The organism is Streptomyces sp. NPDC002004 (assembly GCF_053593975.1).
Genome location: NZ_JBSFDP010000004.1, coordinates 404,979 through 422,731 on the forward strand (window position 1 = coordinate 404,979; position 17,753 = coordinate 422,731).

Annotated in this window: 16 protein-coding genes and 2 pseudogenes; 11 read left to right on the forward strand and 7 right to left on the reverse strand. The window is 69.7% G+C overall.

The features are described from left to right. Positions 1-48 precede the first annotated feature (48 nt). Complete coding sequence (locus tag ACWCP6_RS10245; RefSeq protein ID WP_450931913.1) at positions 49-867, forward strand: alpha/beta fold hydrolase; 819 nt, start codon at positions 49-51, stop codon at positions 865-867. Positions 868-1,099: 232 nt separating this feature from the next. After that, on the forward strand, positions 1,100-1,468 hold the full coding sequence (locus ACWCP6_RS10250; protein WP_450931914.1) for a nuclear transport factor 2 family protein: 369 nt from the start codon (positions 1,100-1,102) through the stop codon (positions 1,466-1,468). Positions 1,469-1,869: 401 nt separating this feature from the next. Here the strand turns inward: ACWCP6_RS10250 and ACWCP6_RS10255 are convergent, their stop codons facing one another. Beyond that, a complete protein-coding gene (locus ACWCP6_RS10255) occupies positions 1,870-2,967 on the reverse strand; it encodes a magnesium and cobalt transport protein CorA (protein ID WP_450931915.1) in 1,098 nt (365 codons plus the stop codon). Between the two features lie 235 nt (positions 2,968-3,202). On the opposite strand from ACWCP6_RS10255, the gene ACWCP6_RS10260 reads away from it, so the two are divergent. Continuing rightward, positions 3,203-4,174, forward strand: coding sequence for a cytochrome c oxidase assembly protein (locus ACWCP6_RS10260; protein ID WP_450931916.1), 972 nt, complete (start codon positions 3,203-3,205; stop codon positions 4,172-4,174). 182 nt (positions 4,175-4,356) lie between these two features. Next, positions 4,357-4,521, forward strand: a pseudogene (locus ACWCP6_RS10265) (nuclear transport factor 2 family protein); the annotation flags it as partial. A gap of 159 nt (positions 4,522-4,680) precedes the next feature. On the opposite strand, the gene ACWCP6_RS10270 reads toward ACWCP6_RS10265, so the two are convergent. After that, the gene (locus ACWCP6_RS10270) at positions 4,681-5,376 is read right to left on the reverse strand and encodes a metal-dependent transcriptional regulator (protein ID WP_450931917.1); all 696 of its coding nucleotides are present in this window, start codon (positions 5,374-5,376) and stop codon (positions 4,681-4,683) included. 854 nt (positions 5,377-6,230) lie between these two features. On the opposite strand from ACWCP6_RS10270, the gene ACWCP6_RS10275 reads away from it, so the two are divergent. Next, positions 6,231-6,416, forward strand: a complete 186-nt coding sequence (locus ACWCP6_RS10275) for a DUF1737 domain-containing protein (protein ID WP_450931918.1) — start codon at positions 6,231-6,233, stop codon at positions 6,414-6,416. A 466-nt stretch (positions 6,417-6,882) separates the two neighbouring features. Here ACWCP6_RS10275 and ACWCP6_RS10280 read toward each other — a convergent pair whose 3' ends face one another. Further along, positions 6,883-7,731, reverse strand: coding sequence for a helix-turn-helix transcriptional regulator (locus tag ACWCP6_RS10280; protein ID WP_450931919.1), 849 nt, complete (start codon positions 7,729-7,731; stop codon positions 6,883-6,885). A gap of 141 nt (positions 7,732-7,872) precedes the next feature. On the opposite strand from ACWCP6_RS10280, the gene ACWCP6_RS10285 reads away from it, so the two are divergent. Both ACWCP6_RS10285 and ACWCP6_RS10290 read left to right on the forward strand, forming a co-directional pair. Next, a complete protein-coding gene (locus tag ACWCP6_RS10285; protein ID WP_450931920.1) occupies positions 7,873-8,652 on the forward strand; it encodes an NAD(P)H-dependent oxidoreductase in 780 nt (259 codons plus the stop codon). Between the two features lie 689 nt (positions 8,653-9,341). Next, positions 9,342-10,805 carry a TerD family protein gene (locus tag ACWCP6_RS10290; protein WP_450931921.1) on the forward strand — a complete coding sequence of 488 codons (1,464 nt, stop codon included), beginning with the start codon at positions 9,342-9,344 and terminating at the stop codon, positions 10,803-10,805. Here the strand turns inward: ACWCP6_RS10290 and ACWCP6_RS10295 are convergent. After that, on the reverse strand, positions 10,784-11,236 hold the full coding sequence (locus tag ACWCP6_RS10295; RefSeq protein WP_450931922.1) for a zeta toxin family protein: 453 nt from the start codon (positions 11,234-11,236) through the stop codon (positions 10,784-10,786). The genes ACWCP6_RS10290 and ACWCP6_RS10295 overlap by 22 nt on opposite strands. Positions 11,237-11,351: 115 nt before the next feature. Between ACWCP6_RS10295 and ACWCP6_RS10300 the strand changes: the two genes are divergently transcribed. Continuing rightward, complete coding sequence (locus ACWCP6_RS10300; RefSeq protein ID WP_450931923.1) at positions 11,352-11,609, forward strand: hypothetical protein; 258 nt, start codon at positions 11,352-11,354, stop codon at positions 11,607-11,609. Further along, on the forward strand, positions 11,606-11,986 hold the full coding sequence (locus ACWCP6_RS10305; protein ID WP_450931924.1) for a hypothetical protein: 381 nt from the start codon (positions 11,606-11,608) through the stop codon (positions 11,984-11,986). The genes ACWCP6_RS10300 and ACWCP6_RS10305 overlap by 4 nt, the downstream gene beginning before the upstream one ends. Positions 11,987-12,214: 228 nt before the next feature. Here ACWCP6_RS10305 and ACWCP6_RS10310 read toward each other — a convergent pair whose 3' ends face one another. Next, positions 12,215-12,634, reverse strand: coding sequence for a hypothetical protein (locus ACWCP6_RS10310; protein ID WP_450931925.1), 420 nt, complete (start codon positions 12,632-12,634; stop codon positions 12,215-12,217). 153 nt (positions 12,635-12,787) lie between these two features. On the opposite strand from ACWCP6_RS10310, the gene ACWCP6_RS10315 reads away from it, so the two are divergent. Next, positions 12,788-12,964: a hypothetical protein gene (locus ACWCP6_RS10315; protein ID WP_450931926.1), complete on the forward strand. Its 177-nt coding sequence runs from the start codon at positions 12,788-12,790 to the stop codon at positions 12,962-12,964. 104 nt (positions 12,965-13,068) lie between these two features. On the opposite strand, the pseudogene ACWCP6_RS10320 reads toward ACWCP6_RS10315, so the two are convergent. Together ACWCP6_RS10320 and ACWCP6_RS10325 are read right to left on the reverse strand one after the other, a co-directional pair. After that, positions 13,069-13,292 (reverse strand): annotated as a pseudogene (locus ACWCP6_RS10320) (transposase); the annotation flags it as partial. A 121-nt stretch (positions 13,293-13,413) separates the two neighbouring features. Further along, a complete protein-coding gene (locus ACWCP6_RS10325) occupies positions 13,414-15,669 on the reverse strand; it encodes a choice-of-anchor P family protein (RefSeq protein WP_450931927.1) in 2,256 nt (751 codons plus the stop codon). A 1,495-nt stretch (positions 15,670-17,164) separates the two neighbouring features. Here ACWCP6_RS10325 and ACWCP6_RS10330 point away from each other — a divergent pair. Then, positions 17,165-17,389, forward strand: coding sequence for a hypothetical protein (locus ACWCP6_RS10330; RefSeq protein ID WP_450931928.1), 225 nt, complete (start codon positions 17,165-17,167; stop codon positions 17,387-17,389). Positions 17,390-17,753: the final 364 nt, after the last annotated feature.

Genomic DNA, 17,753 nt, shown 5'->3' on the forward strand with positions numbered 1-17,753 from the left:
GCCTTCACGAAGCCGTCCAAGCCGCTCTCGCACGATCAGGGGGAACACATGACGAAGAACAGCACGTCCTCGACCAGTTCGCAGTGGACCGGCATGGTGCCGGTCGACGACACGGCCCTGGCCGTCACCGACACCGGCGGTCCCGGCATCCCTGTGCTCTACCTCAACGGCCAGTTCGCCACGCAGGGGTACTGGCGGCGGGTCGTCGCCGAACTGGGGACAAGGTGGCGGCACATCACCTACGACGAGCGGGCCCGCGGCAAGAAATCGAAGCGTTCGGCGGACTACTCCTTCGAGGCCGCCGTCCGCGATGTCGATGCCGTTCTCGCGGCCAGGGGTGTGGACCGGGCGCTGCTGGTGGGCTGGTCCTACGGAGCGGTCGTCGGCGCGCACTGGGCCGCCCGGAACCCGGACCGTACCCTGGGCGCGGTCCTGGTCGACGGGGCGTTCCCGTACGACTGGCTGGACGAGGCCATGGAACAGCGGATCCGCACGCTGTTTTGGCGGATGAGCTGGTTCATGCCGCTGCTGCGCCCGACAGGCCTGACCCCGCGGATGAGCGCCGAACAGCAGGCGAACAGCAACATCGAACTCGGCAGGCTCTCGCGCGAACGCGAGCTGGGCCCCGTGCTGGACGACATCACCGTCCCGGTGCGGTACGTGGTCGCTTCGGGGAGGTCCTTCGGAAGCCGGGGTGATGAGCAGGAACGCATCCGCACCAGCCTCGATACGGTGACCGCCCGCAACCCGAACATCCGCATCAGCGCGAAGGCCGCCGGCAGCCACGGTGCGATCCTCAAGAAGGACTTCCCGGCCATCGCCGCAGCCGTACGCGAGGTCGCCGCCCCCGACCGAGTGGCTCACTGAAGACACGGCCGGCGAAGTGACGACAACCGGCTTTTCTCGAGAGGCGCGAGGAGGCGCTCAGCGCCTCGCATCCGGGCTGAGCCGGGACCCTATTACCTGGGGGGTAATCGCGTGGGCGGGCGGGGCGCGGCAGGGTGGAGTCATCGGGTTCCGGGCCGGGTGCACTCCGGCTCGGAGCCCGGGCCAACCGACCTGATGGCCAGGTCACTTCACCGAAATCGGGAGTCCTGTCATGTCGAACTATGCTGCCGCCGTTGCCCGTTACTTCGAGGCGTGGAACGCCGTCGGCGCCGAGGCGATCGCCAAGGCGGTTGCCGCGGCGTGGTCGCAGGACGGCACGTACACCGACCCGCTGGCCGATGTGCGCGGTCACGGGCAGATCGCCGCGGTGATCGGGGCCGCGCACGAGCAGTTCCCCGGCTTTGAGTTCAGGCTGTCCGGTGGCGTGGACGGTAACCATCACATCGCCCGCTTCAGCTGGGAGCTGGTGTCGACCGCCGACGGCTCGGCGCCGGTCGCCGGCTCGGACGTGGTCACTCTGGGCGAGGACGGCCGGATCACCTCGGTCCTCGGCTTCCTCGACCGGCTCCCCGGGGCATGAATCCCCGCCCGGGAGCACCCTGACCCGCCGGACACGGCCCAGGAACCCCCCACGTCGACGCCGCCCTGCTCACCACCGGGATCACCCGGTGAAAAGGGCGGCCTCGTGTTGGTCGCCGTTGGGTGCTCTGCCTGCCGGTTCTTCGCCCCCCGGCCCGGTCATCGCCAAGGCCCGCAGCCGCTGGGGGCATGTTCTGCTACCGGCGGTCCTGATCGCCATCGGCCTGCTCGTCCTCGTCGAGGGGGCTTCGGTCTCCGACCACTCGCGGGTCTCAAGCCGCTCATGAAGAGGTCGTGAGTGCCTCCTGCCGCGTTCCGTCGAAGCCGTGCACCCTCCAGCATCGTGCGGCGAGCAGTCGACTGCGCTGCCCAGTGGCCGCGTTGGCCGCTTGAGGGCTGTCGTTACAGCCAGCCGTTGCGTTTGAAGCCGCGGTGGAGGAAGAAGCAGGCGACGGCGATGACGCTGAGGGCGAGAGGGTAGCCCGAGCGCCAGCGCAGTTCGGGCATGTGGTCGAAGTTCATGCCGTACATGCCGGTGACCATCGTGGGTACGGCGATGATCGCGGCCCAGGCGGTGATCTTGCGGGCGACGTCGTTCTGGGCGACGGCCACGCGGGCGAGGTGGGCCTGGAGGATGGAGTCGATCAGGGCGTCGAAGCCGGTGATCTGGTCGGTGACACGGGCCTGGTGGTCGGCGACGTCGCGGAAGTAGGCGCGTATCGCGGGGTCGACAGCGCGCAGGGGCGTGGTGGAGAGGGTCTCCAGAGGGCGGCCGAGGGGGACCACAGCCCGCTTGAGCTCCAGCAGTTCGCGCTTGAGCTGGTAGATGCGGCCGGCGTCGGCCGTCTGGGAGCCCTGGGCAGAGAAGACCTCGCTCTCGACCTCGTCGATGTCCTCCTGCACGGCGTCGGCGACGCTCAGATAGTCGTCGACGACGTGGTCGGCGATGGCGTGCAGCACCGCCGAGGGACCCTTGGCCAGCTGCTCGGGCTCGGCCTCCAGGTCTTCCCGCAAGGGGCCCAGGGAGCCGTGGCGGCCGTGGCGGACGGTGACGACGAAGTCAGGGCCGGCGAAGACCATGATCTCGCCGGTGTCGACGACCTCGCTGGTGGCGGTCAGCTGCTCGTGCTCGACGTAGGTTACGGACTTGAAGACCGCGAACAGGACGTCGCCGTAACTGTCCAGCTTGGGCCGCTGGTGAGCCTGTACGGCGTCCTCGACGGCGAGCGGGTGCAGGCCGAAGAGGTCGGCGACCTCGGCGAATTCCGTCTCGGTCGGCTCATGCAGGCCCAGCCACACGAAGTCGTGGCCGTGCTTGCGTACCTGCCCGACAGCCTCCTCGACGGTGTCCGTGCCGGGCTGCCGGACACCGTCGCGGTAGACAACGCAGTTGACCACCGTCGAGCCGAGCGGTGAGCGGGCCGGGTGGCTGAGGTCCACGCGGTGGCGGCTGCGCCGCGTCAGACGAGCGGCTGTGCGCAGGTTGCCGACCATCGACATGCAGGGACTCTCCTTCGCCGGGTCCGATCAGTGTGCCAGCAGGGCTGACCGGCGTCGGAGCCGGCGGTCTTCGAAGACGGCGTGAGGGAGGGTGCGCCCCCGCTTTCGGTAAGGGCTTGGTGTGAGCCCGGTATGACGAATGCGGCGCCGCGAGGTGCGCGACCGGCTCGAGGACTCTGCGGCGTTAGGGTGCCTCGGTGAGCCGAGTGTCCGATATGCCGTGAAGGAGATGACGATGGGGAGTCTGCCGGAGCTCACCACGGGGCGGCTGTTCTCCTCATGGCAGACGGATGCGCCGGCATTGCTGCTCGTCGCCCTCCTGGGTGCCCTGTACTGCTGGGGTGTCCTGCGGCTGAGGCGCCGGGGCGAGCAGTGGCCCATGGCTCGTGTCGCCGCCTTCGCGTTGCTGGGCCTGGGCACGCTCGTCGTGGCCACGATGTCCGCGCTGGCCGTCTACGACCGCGTGTTGTTCTGGCCGGCAGCGGTCCAGAACATCCTCCTCGACCTGGTCGCACCGCTGGGCCTGGCGCTCGGCGATCCGCTGGGCCTGGCCCTGCGCGCCCTGCCCGAGCGCGGCGCCGGCCGGGTGCAGCGGGCGATGACCGGGCGGGTCGTACGGCTGTTCACCTTCCCGCTGATCAGCACCGCTCTGGTGCTGGTGACCGAGCTGACGGTGTACTTCACGCCGTACTTCGAGACCGCTTTGCGTGTCGGCTGGCTGCACGAGGTGATGTATCTGCACCTGCTGCTGGCCGGGTGCCTGTTCGTCGTCCCGGTGCTCACCCGTGAGGAAGCTCTGCCCGCCTGGTGCACGCATCCGGTGCGGGCGGCGCTGGTGTTCCTCGACGGGGTCATCGACGCGGTGCCCGGCATCGTCGTCATGACCCACGGCACGCTGATCGCCGGGTCCTGGTATCTGCACCACGCGCCGTCCTGGTCGCCGGACGTGCAGCGTGACCAGCAGCTCGGCGGGGGCGCGATGATCAGCATCGCGGAGCTGGTAGCGCTGCCCTTCCTGCTGGCGATTCTCGCGCAGTGGGCGCGCACCGAGCGGGCCGAGACCGCCGCGCTGGACCGCCGTCTGACGGCGGAGCTGGTCCCGGCGGCACCCACGGCGGGAGGTGCCGGGCAGGAGGCGGACCGCGTGCGTCCGTGGTGGGAGACGGAGAACAGCACGGTCGCGCAGCGCATCCGGCAGCAGCGCTGAGACACGCGGGCCGCTCCTGCCGAAGGCGACCGGCGCGGTTGGCGGCGGTAGCCGCAGCGGGCGTACAGCTGTTGGCGCAGCAGCCGGTTCTCCGTCGCCGGCTGGTGCAGGGAGCCGACCAGCGCCTCGACATCGGCCTTGCTTTGAGTTCGGGCCGGCCACCTGGCCACACTTCTCGGGGACCCGGTGGCGTGGACGGCAGCCATCACATCGCCCGCTTCAGCTGGGAGCTGGTGTCGACCGCCGACGGCTCGGCGCCGGTCGCCGGCTCGGACGTGGTCACTCTGGCCGGGAACGGCCCGATCACCTCGGTCCTCGGCTTCCTCGACCGGCTCCCCGGGGCATGAATCCTTACTCGGGGGCACCCTGAGCCGCCGGGCACGGCCCGGGAACGCCCCCTCGCATCGCCGCCGTCCTGGTCACCCCCTGCCGCCGGCGCGGGCAGGCCGGGGGGCTTCGGGGTATCCCACCGTCGACGCCGGGGGTGCCCCGCGGCAGCGGTCGGGCTACTTGCTCTGTGGCGGTGCGCCGACGTGGGTTGCCACAAAGATGTGATCACTGACGTGCCGGGGGAGCGTCGTGCGCTCGTCACCGCTCACGCACACGCCGCCCTCGACGGCCATGACCTGGACCTTGTGATCGGGCTGTATCCCTGCGCGCTTCAGGCGCAGCAGGACCGAAGGGTCATTCTGGAGTTGCTCGCCGATCCGGCCGACCACCACCGTCTTCTGTGTGGAGACGGCCGCATCCGTCAGGGTGACGAAGGGGCCGAGGGCGGCGCCGTTCTCCTCCGCCATGGGGATGGGACTGCCGTGCGGGCACGTGGCGGGGTGGCCAAGGACCTCCATCAACCGGCTCTCCACGGCGTCGGACAACACGTGCTGCCACCGGCAGGCCTCCACATGAACGTCCTCCCACTGAAGACCGATCATGTCCGCCAGAAGGCACTCGGCCAGACGGTGCTTGCGCATCACCCGCACAGCCCGTCTGCGTCCCAGTTCCGTCATCACCAGACGCCGGTCGCCGGCCACCCGCACCAGACCGTCGCGCTCCATCCGGGCGACGGTCTGTGAGACGGTCGGCCCGCTGCGCTGAAGTCTTTCCGCGATGCGGGCCCGGAGGGGCACGACCCCCTCCTCCTCCAGTTCGAAGATGGTGCGCAGGTACATCTCCGTCGGATCGACCAAGCGGTGTGTGGTCACTGTTCCTCTTCCCTCCACCCGGGCCCGTCGGTATCGGCCCAAGCCGTGCAGGCCGGGTCGGCGCGGACCGGTGTCCTCGGTGCGCCCCCGCGACTGCCAGGGCGGTGAGCGTGCATCCCGGCCCCGCACCAGAAGGTCCTCTTCATCGCGGACTCAGTTCTCGGTGGTTACCCGCTACTTTAGGAACGCGTTCCGAAAATAGCATCGAGAGGGCGTCCGTGAACGTGGAACGGCGCAATCCGCACCGAGTTCGGGACGCCGGGCCGCCTGACGAGGCGAAGCTCTCACCGCGCACCGGCCGGCCGTATCGGCCCACCGCTGACGGTCGCCCTGCCGGGCCCGCCCCGGGCCCTCACCCTCGCCCGGCACGTCAACTCCCCGGCTGCGGCGCCCGTCTCGCCGCGTCCGCCCTCTGTCCGACCGCCGCGGTCAGGTCGGTTCCCCGGTGCGAGGTGCCGGCCGAGGCCGCGTCGTAGCCCCGCACACGCACTGGTGAAATCACCAGGTGCGGGTCGCTCACGGACCTGCCGGCCCGGCTGGCCGGCGTCCCGGACGGGCGGACACCTACGTGAGCGCGCGAGGTCGGCAGATTCCGGCGGGGCAGGAGGAGGGAACCGCTTCTGCAGTCCCGGTGTCCCGTGCCACGGACAGGACCTGCGCCGCAGGGGAATGTGCGGGTGAACCGAGAGGCCGCGTCACCTGGAAAGTGGCTCCGGTTCCGCTGGTGCAAGAACCTGAGCACCCCTCATTCCCGCTGCTCAGGGCCATTGTCCTGGTGATATCCACCTGCCGTTGCGGCCCTGTTTCGTGCACGCGCGAGGCCGGCTCGCGCACCGGCTGGGATCCTTTTCCCCATGAACACACCACCCGACGGATTGCCCATCTACCGAGTGCTGACCGGCCCGGACGACGCCGCGTTCTGCCAACGCGTGAGCGAAGCGATCGGGCTGGGCTACGAACTGCACGAAGGCCCCGCCATCACCTTCAACGGCGAGCGGGTCGTTCTCGCCCAAGCACTGCTGTGGCGGGCGCGTCCGTAGCGGCCTTGGGACACAGGCGCCGATCGTGAAGAAGGTCCGTGTCCGTGACGTTCTCCCGGCCCCCTGTCAGCCGCCGGCGCTACGGATCGCCGTCGGCGGATGCACAGCGTGCCCCCGCCACTGCCGAGCGGTATGTGCGGTGATGCTGCGGGCGGCAAAGAAGGTGACCGCCCCGTGCGTGCGGGTGCCGTCCGGGCACCAGCTGCGTAGCCGTGACCCACGGGCGCGGCACTTGCACTTCCCGCGGTCCGCATTCGCCCCATGCGCGCAGGAGGCCCCTCGTTCGGTCCGAACGAGCAGGCGCTCTTCGGCTCTGGCGAGGAGTTTCCGGGCCGGTTTCCGGCGGGCCCGCACCGCCGGTGTCAGGGTGTCGGGTAAGGAACGTGTCACCAGCCGCACAGCAGGCCGGGGACCGGGAAAGCCGTCAGCATCGAGGCGTTCCGGGCGGCGGGCGGGCGCCGTTGCGTTACTCGCGGACCTGAGCGTTCACGGCGGGATGCGCGTGGCCGCTGTCCGCTCCCAGGCCCGCGAGCAGGCGCAGCCCGTCCTCGGCGCAGCTGCCGGGGGCCGCGGACAGCACCAGCAGCTCCCTGCCCGAGTCATCCGACAGCGCGAAGTTCTCCTGGTGCAGTTCCAACAGCCCGACCAGCGGGTGCCGGTACGCCTTGCGTCCATGGGTGCGGGCGCGCACGTCCGCGCGGGCCCAAAGGCGGCGGAAGCGCTCGCTGCCCATCGCCAGCTCGCCGATGAGCGAGGCCAGGCGGGGGTCCTCGGGGTAGGTGCCGGCGGCCAGGCGCAGGTGCCCGACCACGTCGAGGGTGCATGTCTCCCAGTCCGCGTACAGGCCGCGCTCGGCCTCCTCGAGGAAGAGGTGCCGGGCGGTGTTCAGGCCCGGCATCGGCCGGCCGTAGAGGAGCCCGGCGAGACGGTTCCCGGCGAGCACGTCCAGGCGGTGGTCCATGATCAGCGCGGGTGCGTCTGCGACCAGGTCCAGGACGCGCAGCAGCTCCGGCCGGAGACGCCCGCCCGGCGCCTCCGCACGGCGGCGGCGCTGCCGGGCGAGCCGGCACAGGTGCCCGCGCTCGGTCTCGTCGAGGCCGAGGACGCGGGCGAGCGCGTCGAGGACCTGCTCCGAGGGCTGGGTCGCACGGCCCTGTTCCAGCCGTACGTAGTAGTCGACGCTCACCCCGGACAGATGCGCGACCTCTTCGCGGCGCAGCCCTTGGACCCGGCGGCGGCTGTCGGCGGGGATACCGACGGCCGCCGGGTCGACCCGGGAACGCCGGGACCGCAGGAAGCCCGCAAGATCGTCCATGCCCCCCAGTATGGCCTCCGTTGGTGCCCGTGAAGGTGGTCCTGCCGGTACCAGGAAGTCCCGTCCGACGGAAGGGGCGCCCCTGAACGCCGGCCGCCGCGACGCCCAGGATCGAAGACACCCGATCCGAAGGAGTTCGACATGAAGACGCTGATCGTCCATGCCCACCCGGAGCCGAAGTCACTCAACAGCTCACTGAAGGACCTCGCGGTGTCCACACTGGAGGGCGCCGGGCACGAGGTACGGGTGAGCGATCTGTACGCGATGAACTGGAAGGCGGTCGTGGATGGCGCGGACTACGGCCCCGACGCCTCACGTCCGCTGAAGGTCGCCCTGGACTCGGGCCGGGCCTTCGACGCCGGGACACTCACCCCGGACGTCCTCGCCGAGCAGGAGAAGCTGCTGTGGGCCGACACGGTCATCTTCCAGTTCCCGCTGTGGTGGTACACGATGCCCGCGATCCTCAAAGGCTGGGTGGACCGGGTCTTCACCCACCACTTCGCCTACGGCGTCGGCGAACACAGCGACACCAGCTACGGCGAGCGCTTCGGCGAAGGCACCCTCGCGGGCAGGAAGGCTCTGCTGTCGGTGACCGCCGGCGGCCCCGAGTCGCACTACGCCCCTCGCGGCATCAACGGCCCCATCGACGACCTGCTGTTCCCGATCCACCACGGCATCCTCTACTACCCGGGCATCGAAGTGCTGCCGCCGTTCGTGCTGTACGGCACCGACAAGATGACCGCCGAGGACTACCCGGACATCGCCAAGGCCTGGCAGGAGCGCCTGCTCACCCTGGAGTCGACCGAACCGATCGCGTTCCGGCGGCAGAACTTCGGCGACTACGAGATCCCCTCGCTGCACCTGAAGGAGGGACTGGAGCCCGCGGGCCGCACGGGTTTCGGGCTGCACGTGCGCGGCTGACCGCCGGCGGATGGACAGGGATGAGCCGGGGCGCGAACCCCAGGGAGCAGCCCGCGGGCCGTGCCGGCGGTGAGGGGGAGCGCCACCGGCCGGCAGGTCGGCGCAAGCGACGCGTTCTCCGGGGCCGCCCGAGCCGGGATCGATAGGAGGGGCGGGGCTCGCCTTGCCGATCCATCTGCGCCCGCCTGTACTTGCCTTCCACAACCGCCGCGGAGGCCTTCGCCCACCGACCGAGCACCGGAACATCCGGTATCCCGACACCCCGGATGCCCCGCAGTGCCAGACTATTCGGGGGAAAGGGGTGCTTCATGGGGTTCGGGTTCCGTGTCGGTGTTCCTGGGATGAGTGTGCGGGTCTCGACGCGCGGAGTGCGGACATCGATCGGCCCGCGGGCGGCAAGGCTCAGCGTGGGCGCGGGCGGCGCCCGCGTGTCATCGGGTCTCGGGCCTTTCTATGCCTCGAGTTCTCTGGGCGGTGGCCGACGGCGGACGAGTACGCGTCGGACCCCGAGGCCCCGTACCGTCGCCCCTTCGGCCGCGCAACTGGATCGGGCCCGACGGCAGGCAGAGCGAGCCCAGCAAGAGGCGCAGCGCGATGCCGCCATCGCTGAGCTGCGGGAGCTGCGTCGGCAAACCACCGGCGTCCATCTGCAGTCTTTCCCCGCAGCCCATCCCCCGGAGATTCCGGATGTGCCGCGCCTGGGCCTGCCTTGGGCACTCGCCGAGGCTCGTGCCTTTCATCTGCAGGGCGTCGGCAGACTGGCTCGCGGGGAGCGATCGGCTGCCAAGCAGCGTGCGGAGCAGGACGCTTCCTTCTATCTGGCTGCGGAAACCGCTCGTCTCCTGGCGGTGCGGGAGCAGTTGGCAGGTGAGGCGCAGCACTGGTGGCAGACGCTGGTGTCCAACGACGAGGCGACGGTCTGCGAGGCGGTGAACACCGCCTTCTTGGACAACCCGGCAGCCGGCTGTGCAGTCGGCGTGGACGGCTCTGTCCTTTCCGTCGTGATGCGGCACCAGGACCTCGACTCCCTGCCCACCCAGACACCCGGGCTGACACCCAGCGGTCGTCCCACCCTGAAGAACCTCACCAAGCGGGACAAGACCCTGTGGTGGCTGACGTCCATGGGGTCGAACATCGTCGCCACACTCAAAGAGGGTTTCGCAACCGCCCCGGGAATCACCGCCATCGACCTGGCCGTGCTGACCCGCCTGCCCGACACCCAACGCCTCGGCTTCGTGGCCTACGGCCGCTGGACCCGCGAGGCGATTGAGTCCACGCCCTGGCGGGAACCTGAGGACGCTCTGCGCTTCCTGGACATCGGCCAGGACGTGGCCTGCTCCGTCACCACCACGGCCTCGGGCAACCTCTCCAGCACCATCAAGCCGCTGGACACGACCCGCGTGCCCGGCCTGCAGGACCTGCTCGATCACGCCCAGGACGAACCCGACTCCGGCGAGACGGCCCTGGCTGACCTCGACATCAGCCTTGGCGGCAACACAACATCCGGTGCTGGCAGTCCCGTCATCGATCCCTACCGGATCAAGCCATTCGCCGAGTGGAAGCAGGAAGCACCGGCAAGCCTGCCTCCCATGCCGCCCGCACCTCCGGCAGCCCCCGTCGTGCTGATCCCCGGCCAGACCCTTGTCCTGCCCGACGAGGCATGGCAGGGACTACGGATGGCTTTCCGCTTCACGGGCGCCGACGCAGACCTCACCCTCTTCCTGACGGGAGATGGCGGGCGAGTCGCCGGTGACGAGGACTTTGTCTTCTACCACCAGCCGTCCGCCGCTGACGGAGCCGCGCGTCTTCTGGGCAAACAGCCCGAAGGACCGCACACCGTCGAGCGCGCCACCGTCCACCTATCCGCACTGCCCGAACACGTCCGCCGCGTGGCCATCGCCATCAACATGGACGTCGACGCCGGACTGACCTGCGGCTCCCTGACCTACGCCGCTCTGCACATGGGCTGTGCGACGGGGGCAGCCTGGATGTTCCAGCCGCCCGCAGACCCCAATATCCGGGCCATGGTCGTCGCAGAGCTGTACCGGCACACCGTCGACGGCCGACCCGCTTGGAAACTGCGCGCCATCGGCCAAGGCTGGGCAGAAGGCCTCGACGCTCTTGCCCGCGCCTACGGGGTCGACGTCGAGTGACTGCGGCTGCGAGCCGACACCTGGTGCGGGCAGCGGGCGGCAGTGGCCACGTCGGTACGGCCGGCTTCCGGATCGCTGATCGGGCCGCGCCAGATGCACCCGGAACCGCGAGGGATGATCACGTGAAGCCGCACCAGCTCATCGACATAGGGGTTCGGACGTAGGGCCGGGCCGTAGGCCCACGCAGGAGGTCCATCCGCCAAGGCGCGTGACGGTAGTCGACGATCCGTAGGCCTGAGATCTCCCGAGCGATGTCCGCCGCGCTCCGGGTGGCCGATCCGCACCGAGCCGTCCCTACGGTCGAGCGCGGCCTGTACCAGGTCGGCGGTGTGTGTCTTGCCCGCGCCGGGCTGTCCGGCGACGGTCACGACCGCGGGGTGCTCGTGGGGGACCGCCTCCCGCGTAGCCGTCGGCAGGATCGTCCGGAGCACGATGTCGTGGCTCTCCCACTCGGCAGCATGGCCGAAACAGCCTCACCCAGTCTTCCTGGCCGGCCTGGGTACGGGTACGTACCCGTACCCTAGCGTTATGGAAAGGAGTGCCATGATGCCTGATGCCAACGTGAGAATCCCCGAGGAAGCCCGCGACCGCCTGGCCGCGATCGCTGCGGAGGAAGGTCTGTCCCTGCGTGCCTACCTGGCACGCCTGGCGGACACCATGCTCACCCCCGCGGAACGGGCCGAACGCGCCAAGAAGGCGAAGGCTGCTCTGAAGAAGTGGACGGGGTACGCGCCGACCGCCGCCGAGGAGTCCCGACTGGATGACGAGCTCGACCGCCGTCTCGCTCAGGTGCAGCGCCCGTGACCGACGCCATGCACATCGTCCTGGACGAGACCGCCATGATGGCCGCCGGCACCGGAAACGTCCTCGCCTCCCGCCTGATCCACCGTGCCCATGCCGAGGCCGGCTGGTACCTCTACGCACCCGCCTGCGCTCTCGTCGAAGCTGACCGGGCCCGACCCGGTACCGCCGAGCACCTGGCCGCACTTCCCGGGATCACCGTCCTTGATCTCGATCTGCCGGCCGCTCTGGCTGTTGCCCAGCAGGCCACATGGGGCCAGGCCCACGCTCAGCACGCCGCCCAGCCCACCGCGGACCGCCCCGACGGGGCCATCGTCGCCACCACCGCTCCCACACGGTGGAAAGGCGAACCCGTCCGCATCCTCGATCTCACCCCGTGAACGGGAGGAGACCCTACGCCGCGGCTCAACCGACAGAAGAGGACTGCATTCAGGAGCGCCGCCTGCCAGGAGGAGACGAAACCCCCTCCTGGGCAGGATGCGCCTACCGCTGCACCACCCCACCGGGCTCATTGGCGGTTCGGCGGCGCTACGAGTGGCGGCACCTCAGCGCAGCGCTGCCGCCTCGCGTGACCCTGTGCCCGTCACGGGCCGGTGATGCCATCGGAGTCACCCCTTCGGGCCCACGGGGTCGGCTCCCTCGGCTCGCGCGGCGGCAGCCGCCTCCAGCAGGGACCAGCCATCGACTTCCCTCGCCCGCCGTTCCCCCGGCTGCCACCCGCGAGCCAGCGCCACGTCGAGCAGGGCCCGGACGGCGCCCGGTTCATGCAGGTTGAGGGAACCGCCGCGGACGTACCCCACGTCCCCGGAGCCCGTGGCGAACCCACCCGGGAGGTACCGGCCTGGGCCCGCGGTGAAGACGATGCGCAAGGGGCCGCCGGTACCTGCCGGCTGCGGGTACAGCGTGAGAGTCTGGCGGCAGTCCACAGGCCGGCCGCCGTCCACCACGTCGTGGCTGTGGCGCAGCGTCCACAGGTACACGTGCCCGTCGGCGACCAGCAGACGGGGCTTCTTCCGATGACGGGGCACAGGGCCGAGGGTACGCGGCCTGATCCACGAGACATCCGTGAGCGGTGATCAAACATGGATGAGACGAACAGGACGCTCCTCAAAGGCCGGAGAGACCGGCCAGGGTCCGAAGAGACAGGGCACCAGCCGACAGCGCTGCGCCTGGGACGTCGCATGCTGTCCCTGAACCTGCACGAACCGGGCGCCGCCCGAGCCCTGCTCGACGTGGCGCTGGCCCGCGGGTCGCAGCCGGGGCAGCGGCGGGCGGTGGAAATCGATGGTTGGTCCCTGCTGGAGGCGGCTGCCACCGGGCGAGCCGGGGAAGCCGATCTTGTGGCGCAACTGCGATGACCTCATTGATCCTCGGGCCCGGCCACCGTGCCGCCATCGGGTACGCCAAGGAAGAGTGACTCGTGGAGGCGGGCCGCAGCCATGGGGGCGGGTTGCCGCCGGGCGTGCACCTCGGCCAGGTGAGCGGATATCACCTGCAGGTGAGCCCCCTCGCGGACATGGGGCGCACTGTCTCATCGATGCCGGACAGGCGGCGTTGCCGCTTCGTGACGATCTGCGGCTCAAAGGTGCCCCGCGGTATCGCGGGGCACCTTCACCACTCCGGCCCGACATCGGTCAGCACAGTCTTCGAACGCGTGCTGTTACGGCTGTTGCCGCTGTTCCTGCCCTTCTCGGCGAGCTGGGCCGGGTCTTCGGGCTCAACGGCAGATGCGCTCATCTCACATTGCTTCCGTGATCGTGAGACCCGCCGTTGATGAAACACTGCCCAGTCAGCGGGCGGTTTCAGCTCAGGGCCGCTTGCTGGTCTTCTTCTTCCCCGGCTTCTTTCCGGTGTTCTTGCTCGGCTTGCTGGATTTGCTGGGCTTCTTGCCAGGCTTGCTGGGCTTTGCCGGCTTACTGGGTTTGCTGGGCTTACCCGGCTTGTTGGGCTTGCCGTGGTCGTCCTGGCATTCATCGCCGCCGCCGCGCGTCTTGTTGTCACACGGCGGGTAGCGGAGCACGGTCACCTTGTTGCTGGTGGTGGTCACGGTAGTGCCGTCGGGAGCCGTGCCCGTGGCGTGTGCGATGAAGGTGACCTTCCCGGCCCTGACGTCGGCGTCGGTGGTGGTGTAGGTCGCGGTGCAGGTGATCGACTCGCCGGGCGCCAGTGTGGTCTTCGGGCAGTCCACGTCGAGTGAGTCGATGGACGCCTCGACTCCGCTGAGGGGCTGCCCGCCGGTGTTGGTCAGCTGGAGGTCGAAGTGCAGGGGCTGACCTGCGCCCGTGAACGCGTTCTCCTGGGCATCCAGTACGGCCTTGAGACCGGCCAGGGGGACCGTGACGCCGTTGCTCGCTGCGTGGAGGACGGTGCCGGACGGTGTCCGACCGGAAACGGTCGCTGCGTTGACGACCTCCCCGCGGGCGACGTCGGCCGCGGTCGTGGTGTAGCTGGCCGTGCACTGCACCGATGCGCCCGGCGCAAGCGTCGTCTCCGGACAGGTGACGGTCAAAGAGCCGGGGCCGTGGTCCTCGACGCTGACGTCCGTCACGCTCTGCGTGCCGTTATTGGTCACCGTGTAGGTGTAGTGGAGCGTCTGACCGGCTCCGGTGAACTGGGCCTGCTCGGCGGCCTTGACCACCGTCAGCGCCGCTAGTGGTGTGGTGACCTTGTTGCTGGTCGTCGTCACGGTGGCACCGTCCGGAGTGGTGGCGGTGACCTGACCCTGGTCGGTGACACCTCCGGCCTCGACATCGGCCGCAGTCGTGACGTAGGTGGCGTAGCAGGTAGTGCTCTCGCCGGGCGACAGCTCGTCGGTGCCGCAGCCCGAGACATCGACGCCGGGCGTCAGGTCGGTCACCGCCACGCCGTTGAGCTGCGTCTGTCCGGTGTTGGTGACGGTATAGGCGTAGTGGACCGTCTCACCGGGGGCCTGGAAATCCGCGTCGGTCGCCTTCTTCGTCAGTGACAGCGCTCGAAGCGGGACCACCAGCTCAGGCGTTGTGGCGGTCACGGTCTGGCCGCCAGGAAGAGTGCCTGTCACCGTGCCGGTGTCGGTGATCCGTCCCGCTGCCACATCGGCGGCGGTAGCGGTGTAGCTCGCGGTGCACTCCACCGTGGCGCCGGGAGCCAACGGCCCGGCGGGGCAGGTGACCGTCGGCGAGCCGGGGCCGCTGTCCGCCACCTGAAGGTTCGTCAGAGGCTCGGTGCCGTTATTCCGCACGGTGAAGGTGTAGTGGAGCGTCTGGCCCTCGACGAACGAGTCCTCCTGAGCCGTCTTGGTAACCGTCGGCGCCGGGGCGGCACCTCCGCATTCGACATGGCCGACGATGACGTCAGCTGCGTCGAACTGGGGCAGAAGCACCAAATGCAGGGCGTTGACCGTGAGGACGCCGTTCGCGTCTGTCGTCTGCTCGTTGAGTGTGAGAGTGCCAAGGCCCGCCAGGTTGACGACGGTGTTGGGGGCCGCGTTCGCCTGAAGAGCCACCGGCGGCAGGCTGTCGACCGTGGCGCTGCCTGCGGCAATGACGCCGGACCCCGTCGCACCGGCTGAGGTCGCGCTGCAGCTGGAGCGCACGCCCGTCAGGTTCAGGGAGCCGATCGGGCCGAGGTTGGCGGCGAGGCTCTCCACGGTGGCCGCGGCGCTGGACGTTCCTGCTGTCGGATCCCCGGCGGTGGTCGCGGTCAGGGTGGAGCTGGAGACGAACGGTCCGACGTTGACACCCACCTGAGTCGTCGTCCCACCAGGGGGATAGTCCGAGACCGGTACGGGTGCCACCGCGACGATCGAGCCGATCGCGTCTGCCGACACGACATACGCATGCGCTTGCGGCGACGGGAGCGCGGCGTGGGCCGGCACCGCCGAACACAACGTGCCGGTGAGAGTGGTGAGCGCGGTGATCGCCAAGCCGCATCTGAAACGTGAGCCCATAGGGAGGTCCCTTTGTTTGCACGAGGGGAAGCCTGTCCGGCAGTCGCCTATGGACGTCACGATCCGGCGCACACGGCGACCCGGAAAGGCTGGCCGCGAGAGCGGCACGCACATCATGGCGACGAAGTCGATCACTCGCGACCGCCTGCCGAACGGGCGGCGGCGCGTCGTCCAGGGGACCACCCCAGTGGCCCAAACCGCACCTGCTGCCCGATGTCGGCTACGCCAAGGGCATCATCGAGGCGCCCATCGGCAATGACCTGGTCACCGGCCGGAAGGTCCCGCAAGGAGGACACCTCATGTGCAGGAGTGGCTGAGCAGGCTAGTGCGTTGCGAGCCCCACGCGATGCACAGCACGCTCATGGAGCAGGAGAAGATCCCGGCCCTGTTCCACCCGTGGTGTAGGGGGACAAGAACAGCCCGTCGGCCGTCGCCGGGTCGGGCTGCGTGTGGGCCGCCGGACCTTCTACGACCCCGAGTCTGGGCTGCCCGCCATGGGCAAGCACTCCAAGCACGTGGGCGAAGGCGGCACGGACCAGTGGACCTACCAGACGTACGCCCCGCCAGCCCTGCGCCCTGATGACATCTTCAGCCGCTTTATCGTCAGCCGGAGCTTTTTCTGGGTCCGGACGAAGAAGGAGCTCCTGTCGATCCTGCCGCAGCGCAACGCCCGCGGTTACAACGGCGGCGGCCCACACGCCCTGGCCGCCTACCTCACCCAGGTCGCTGAGACCGACGGGCAGAACACGGCCGCCGGCGCCCCGTACGAGCGGGCGCACCCGGCGATCCTCGCCTGGACGCAGAGCAGCGCGGCGGACCGCGGCGCGAACGAGTTGTCGCTGCGCGACCTCAAGGCGCGACCTCAAGGCGATGCAGCAGAGCTGACCGCCGCCGTACGCGCCGACACCCACGGGCGAGACCTCCGTGGGCTTCGGCGTGTGTGTCTGCGGTGCCGGGCAGGCTGCCGGGCACCGCAGGCGGAACGGGTGACGAAGGCGCCGGGCCACCTGGCGGGACGCGGCCGATGCGCGCGTCCTGGAGGTGGCGGGGAAGGGCGAGGGCGCAAGGGACCAACCCCGAGTCCGGAGGCCCTCGCACGGTTCAGCCGATCCCGCCGCACCTCTCGCCGGAGCTGCTGGACTCCTGGAGCGTCTGGAGCAGCTCACCGACGCGGTTCGGCTGCGAGCGGCGCTGTACCCGGCACCGAAGCCGCCGCCTACCCGTCCTCTCCACGCTCGGCCCTTGCTGCGGTCAGCAACTCCAGGGAGTGGGACATCCCGCGCGAGCGGCTGCGCCATGACCGCGCCGTCGTCGCCGCCCGCGTCCTCACCGCGCGGCTGCGCACCGCGCGCCGCACCGGCCGCCCCTTGTACGGGCCCTGCTGGAGGGCGAGGGCGGCGATGCCAACCGGCGCGCACGCGGCCCAGGCGGGTGTGGGTACGGCCCCTCCACTCTCCCCGCGCCGCTACATGGTTCCAGAATCTATCCAACCACAACTTTGAAGCAAGAGCGGCAAAATCTCCGAGCGTGGAGCATGGCCTGGACCCACAGTCCCCCCAGCGCAGCCTTGCCATAGCGCAGTGATTAACTACGCAGCTCCGAATCTCCTATACACAGGCAGGGGAGTGGCATGCGCAGTGAACCGCCGGATGACAAGACGGACGTCCTGTACGTGGTGGAGCAGGCGATGAGGATCCGGATGGTGTGGGAGAAGGTCAGTTCGACTCACTGGGGACGCCCTTTTGACGAGGTGAAAGATGCACTGACAGCAACTGCTCACCAGTGGGAAGTGCCAATCGACAGCGCCTTCGCCAACAGGGCGGCCCTTGAGATTCACGGTGGATCCTGGGAATGATCGGAGCTCCGAGCCACCCCTTTTAATCCCGCACGCATACGATTCCCCGTCACGGTCTCGCCAACGGGCCCGCCCTCGTAGCTGCCGGGCCGTCAGGCCCGTGAGTGTGCCGCGCGGAGCGTGGCACACCTGGGTGACGCGGAGCGTCACGGTGGCTGGAGCGCAGCGGAAGCCACAGGACAGCCGAAGGCTGGCCGCTGCACTCCTGGAGCGCAGCGGAAGGAGTGTCAACCTTCGGGCGCAGCCCGAAGGTTGGGCGGAGAGCGCAGCGAGCCGCTCCCGCTCCCCGGGAGCGGGTACCCTTACCGCCGCGCGGATGCTGGCGGACGCCGGTGTGCCCGGCGTCGGCGTCCCGAAGTACAAT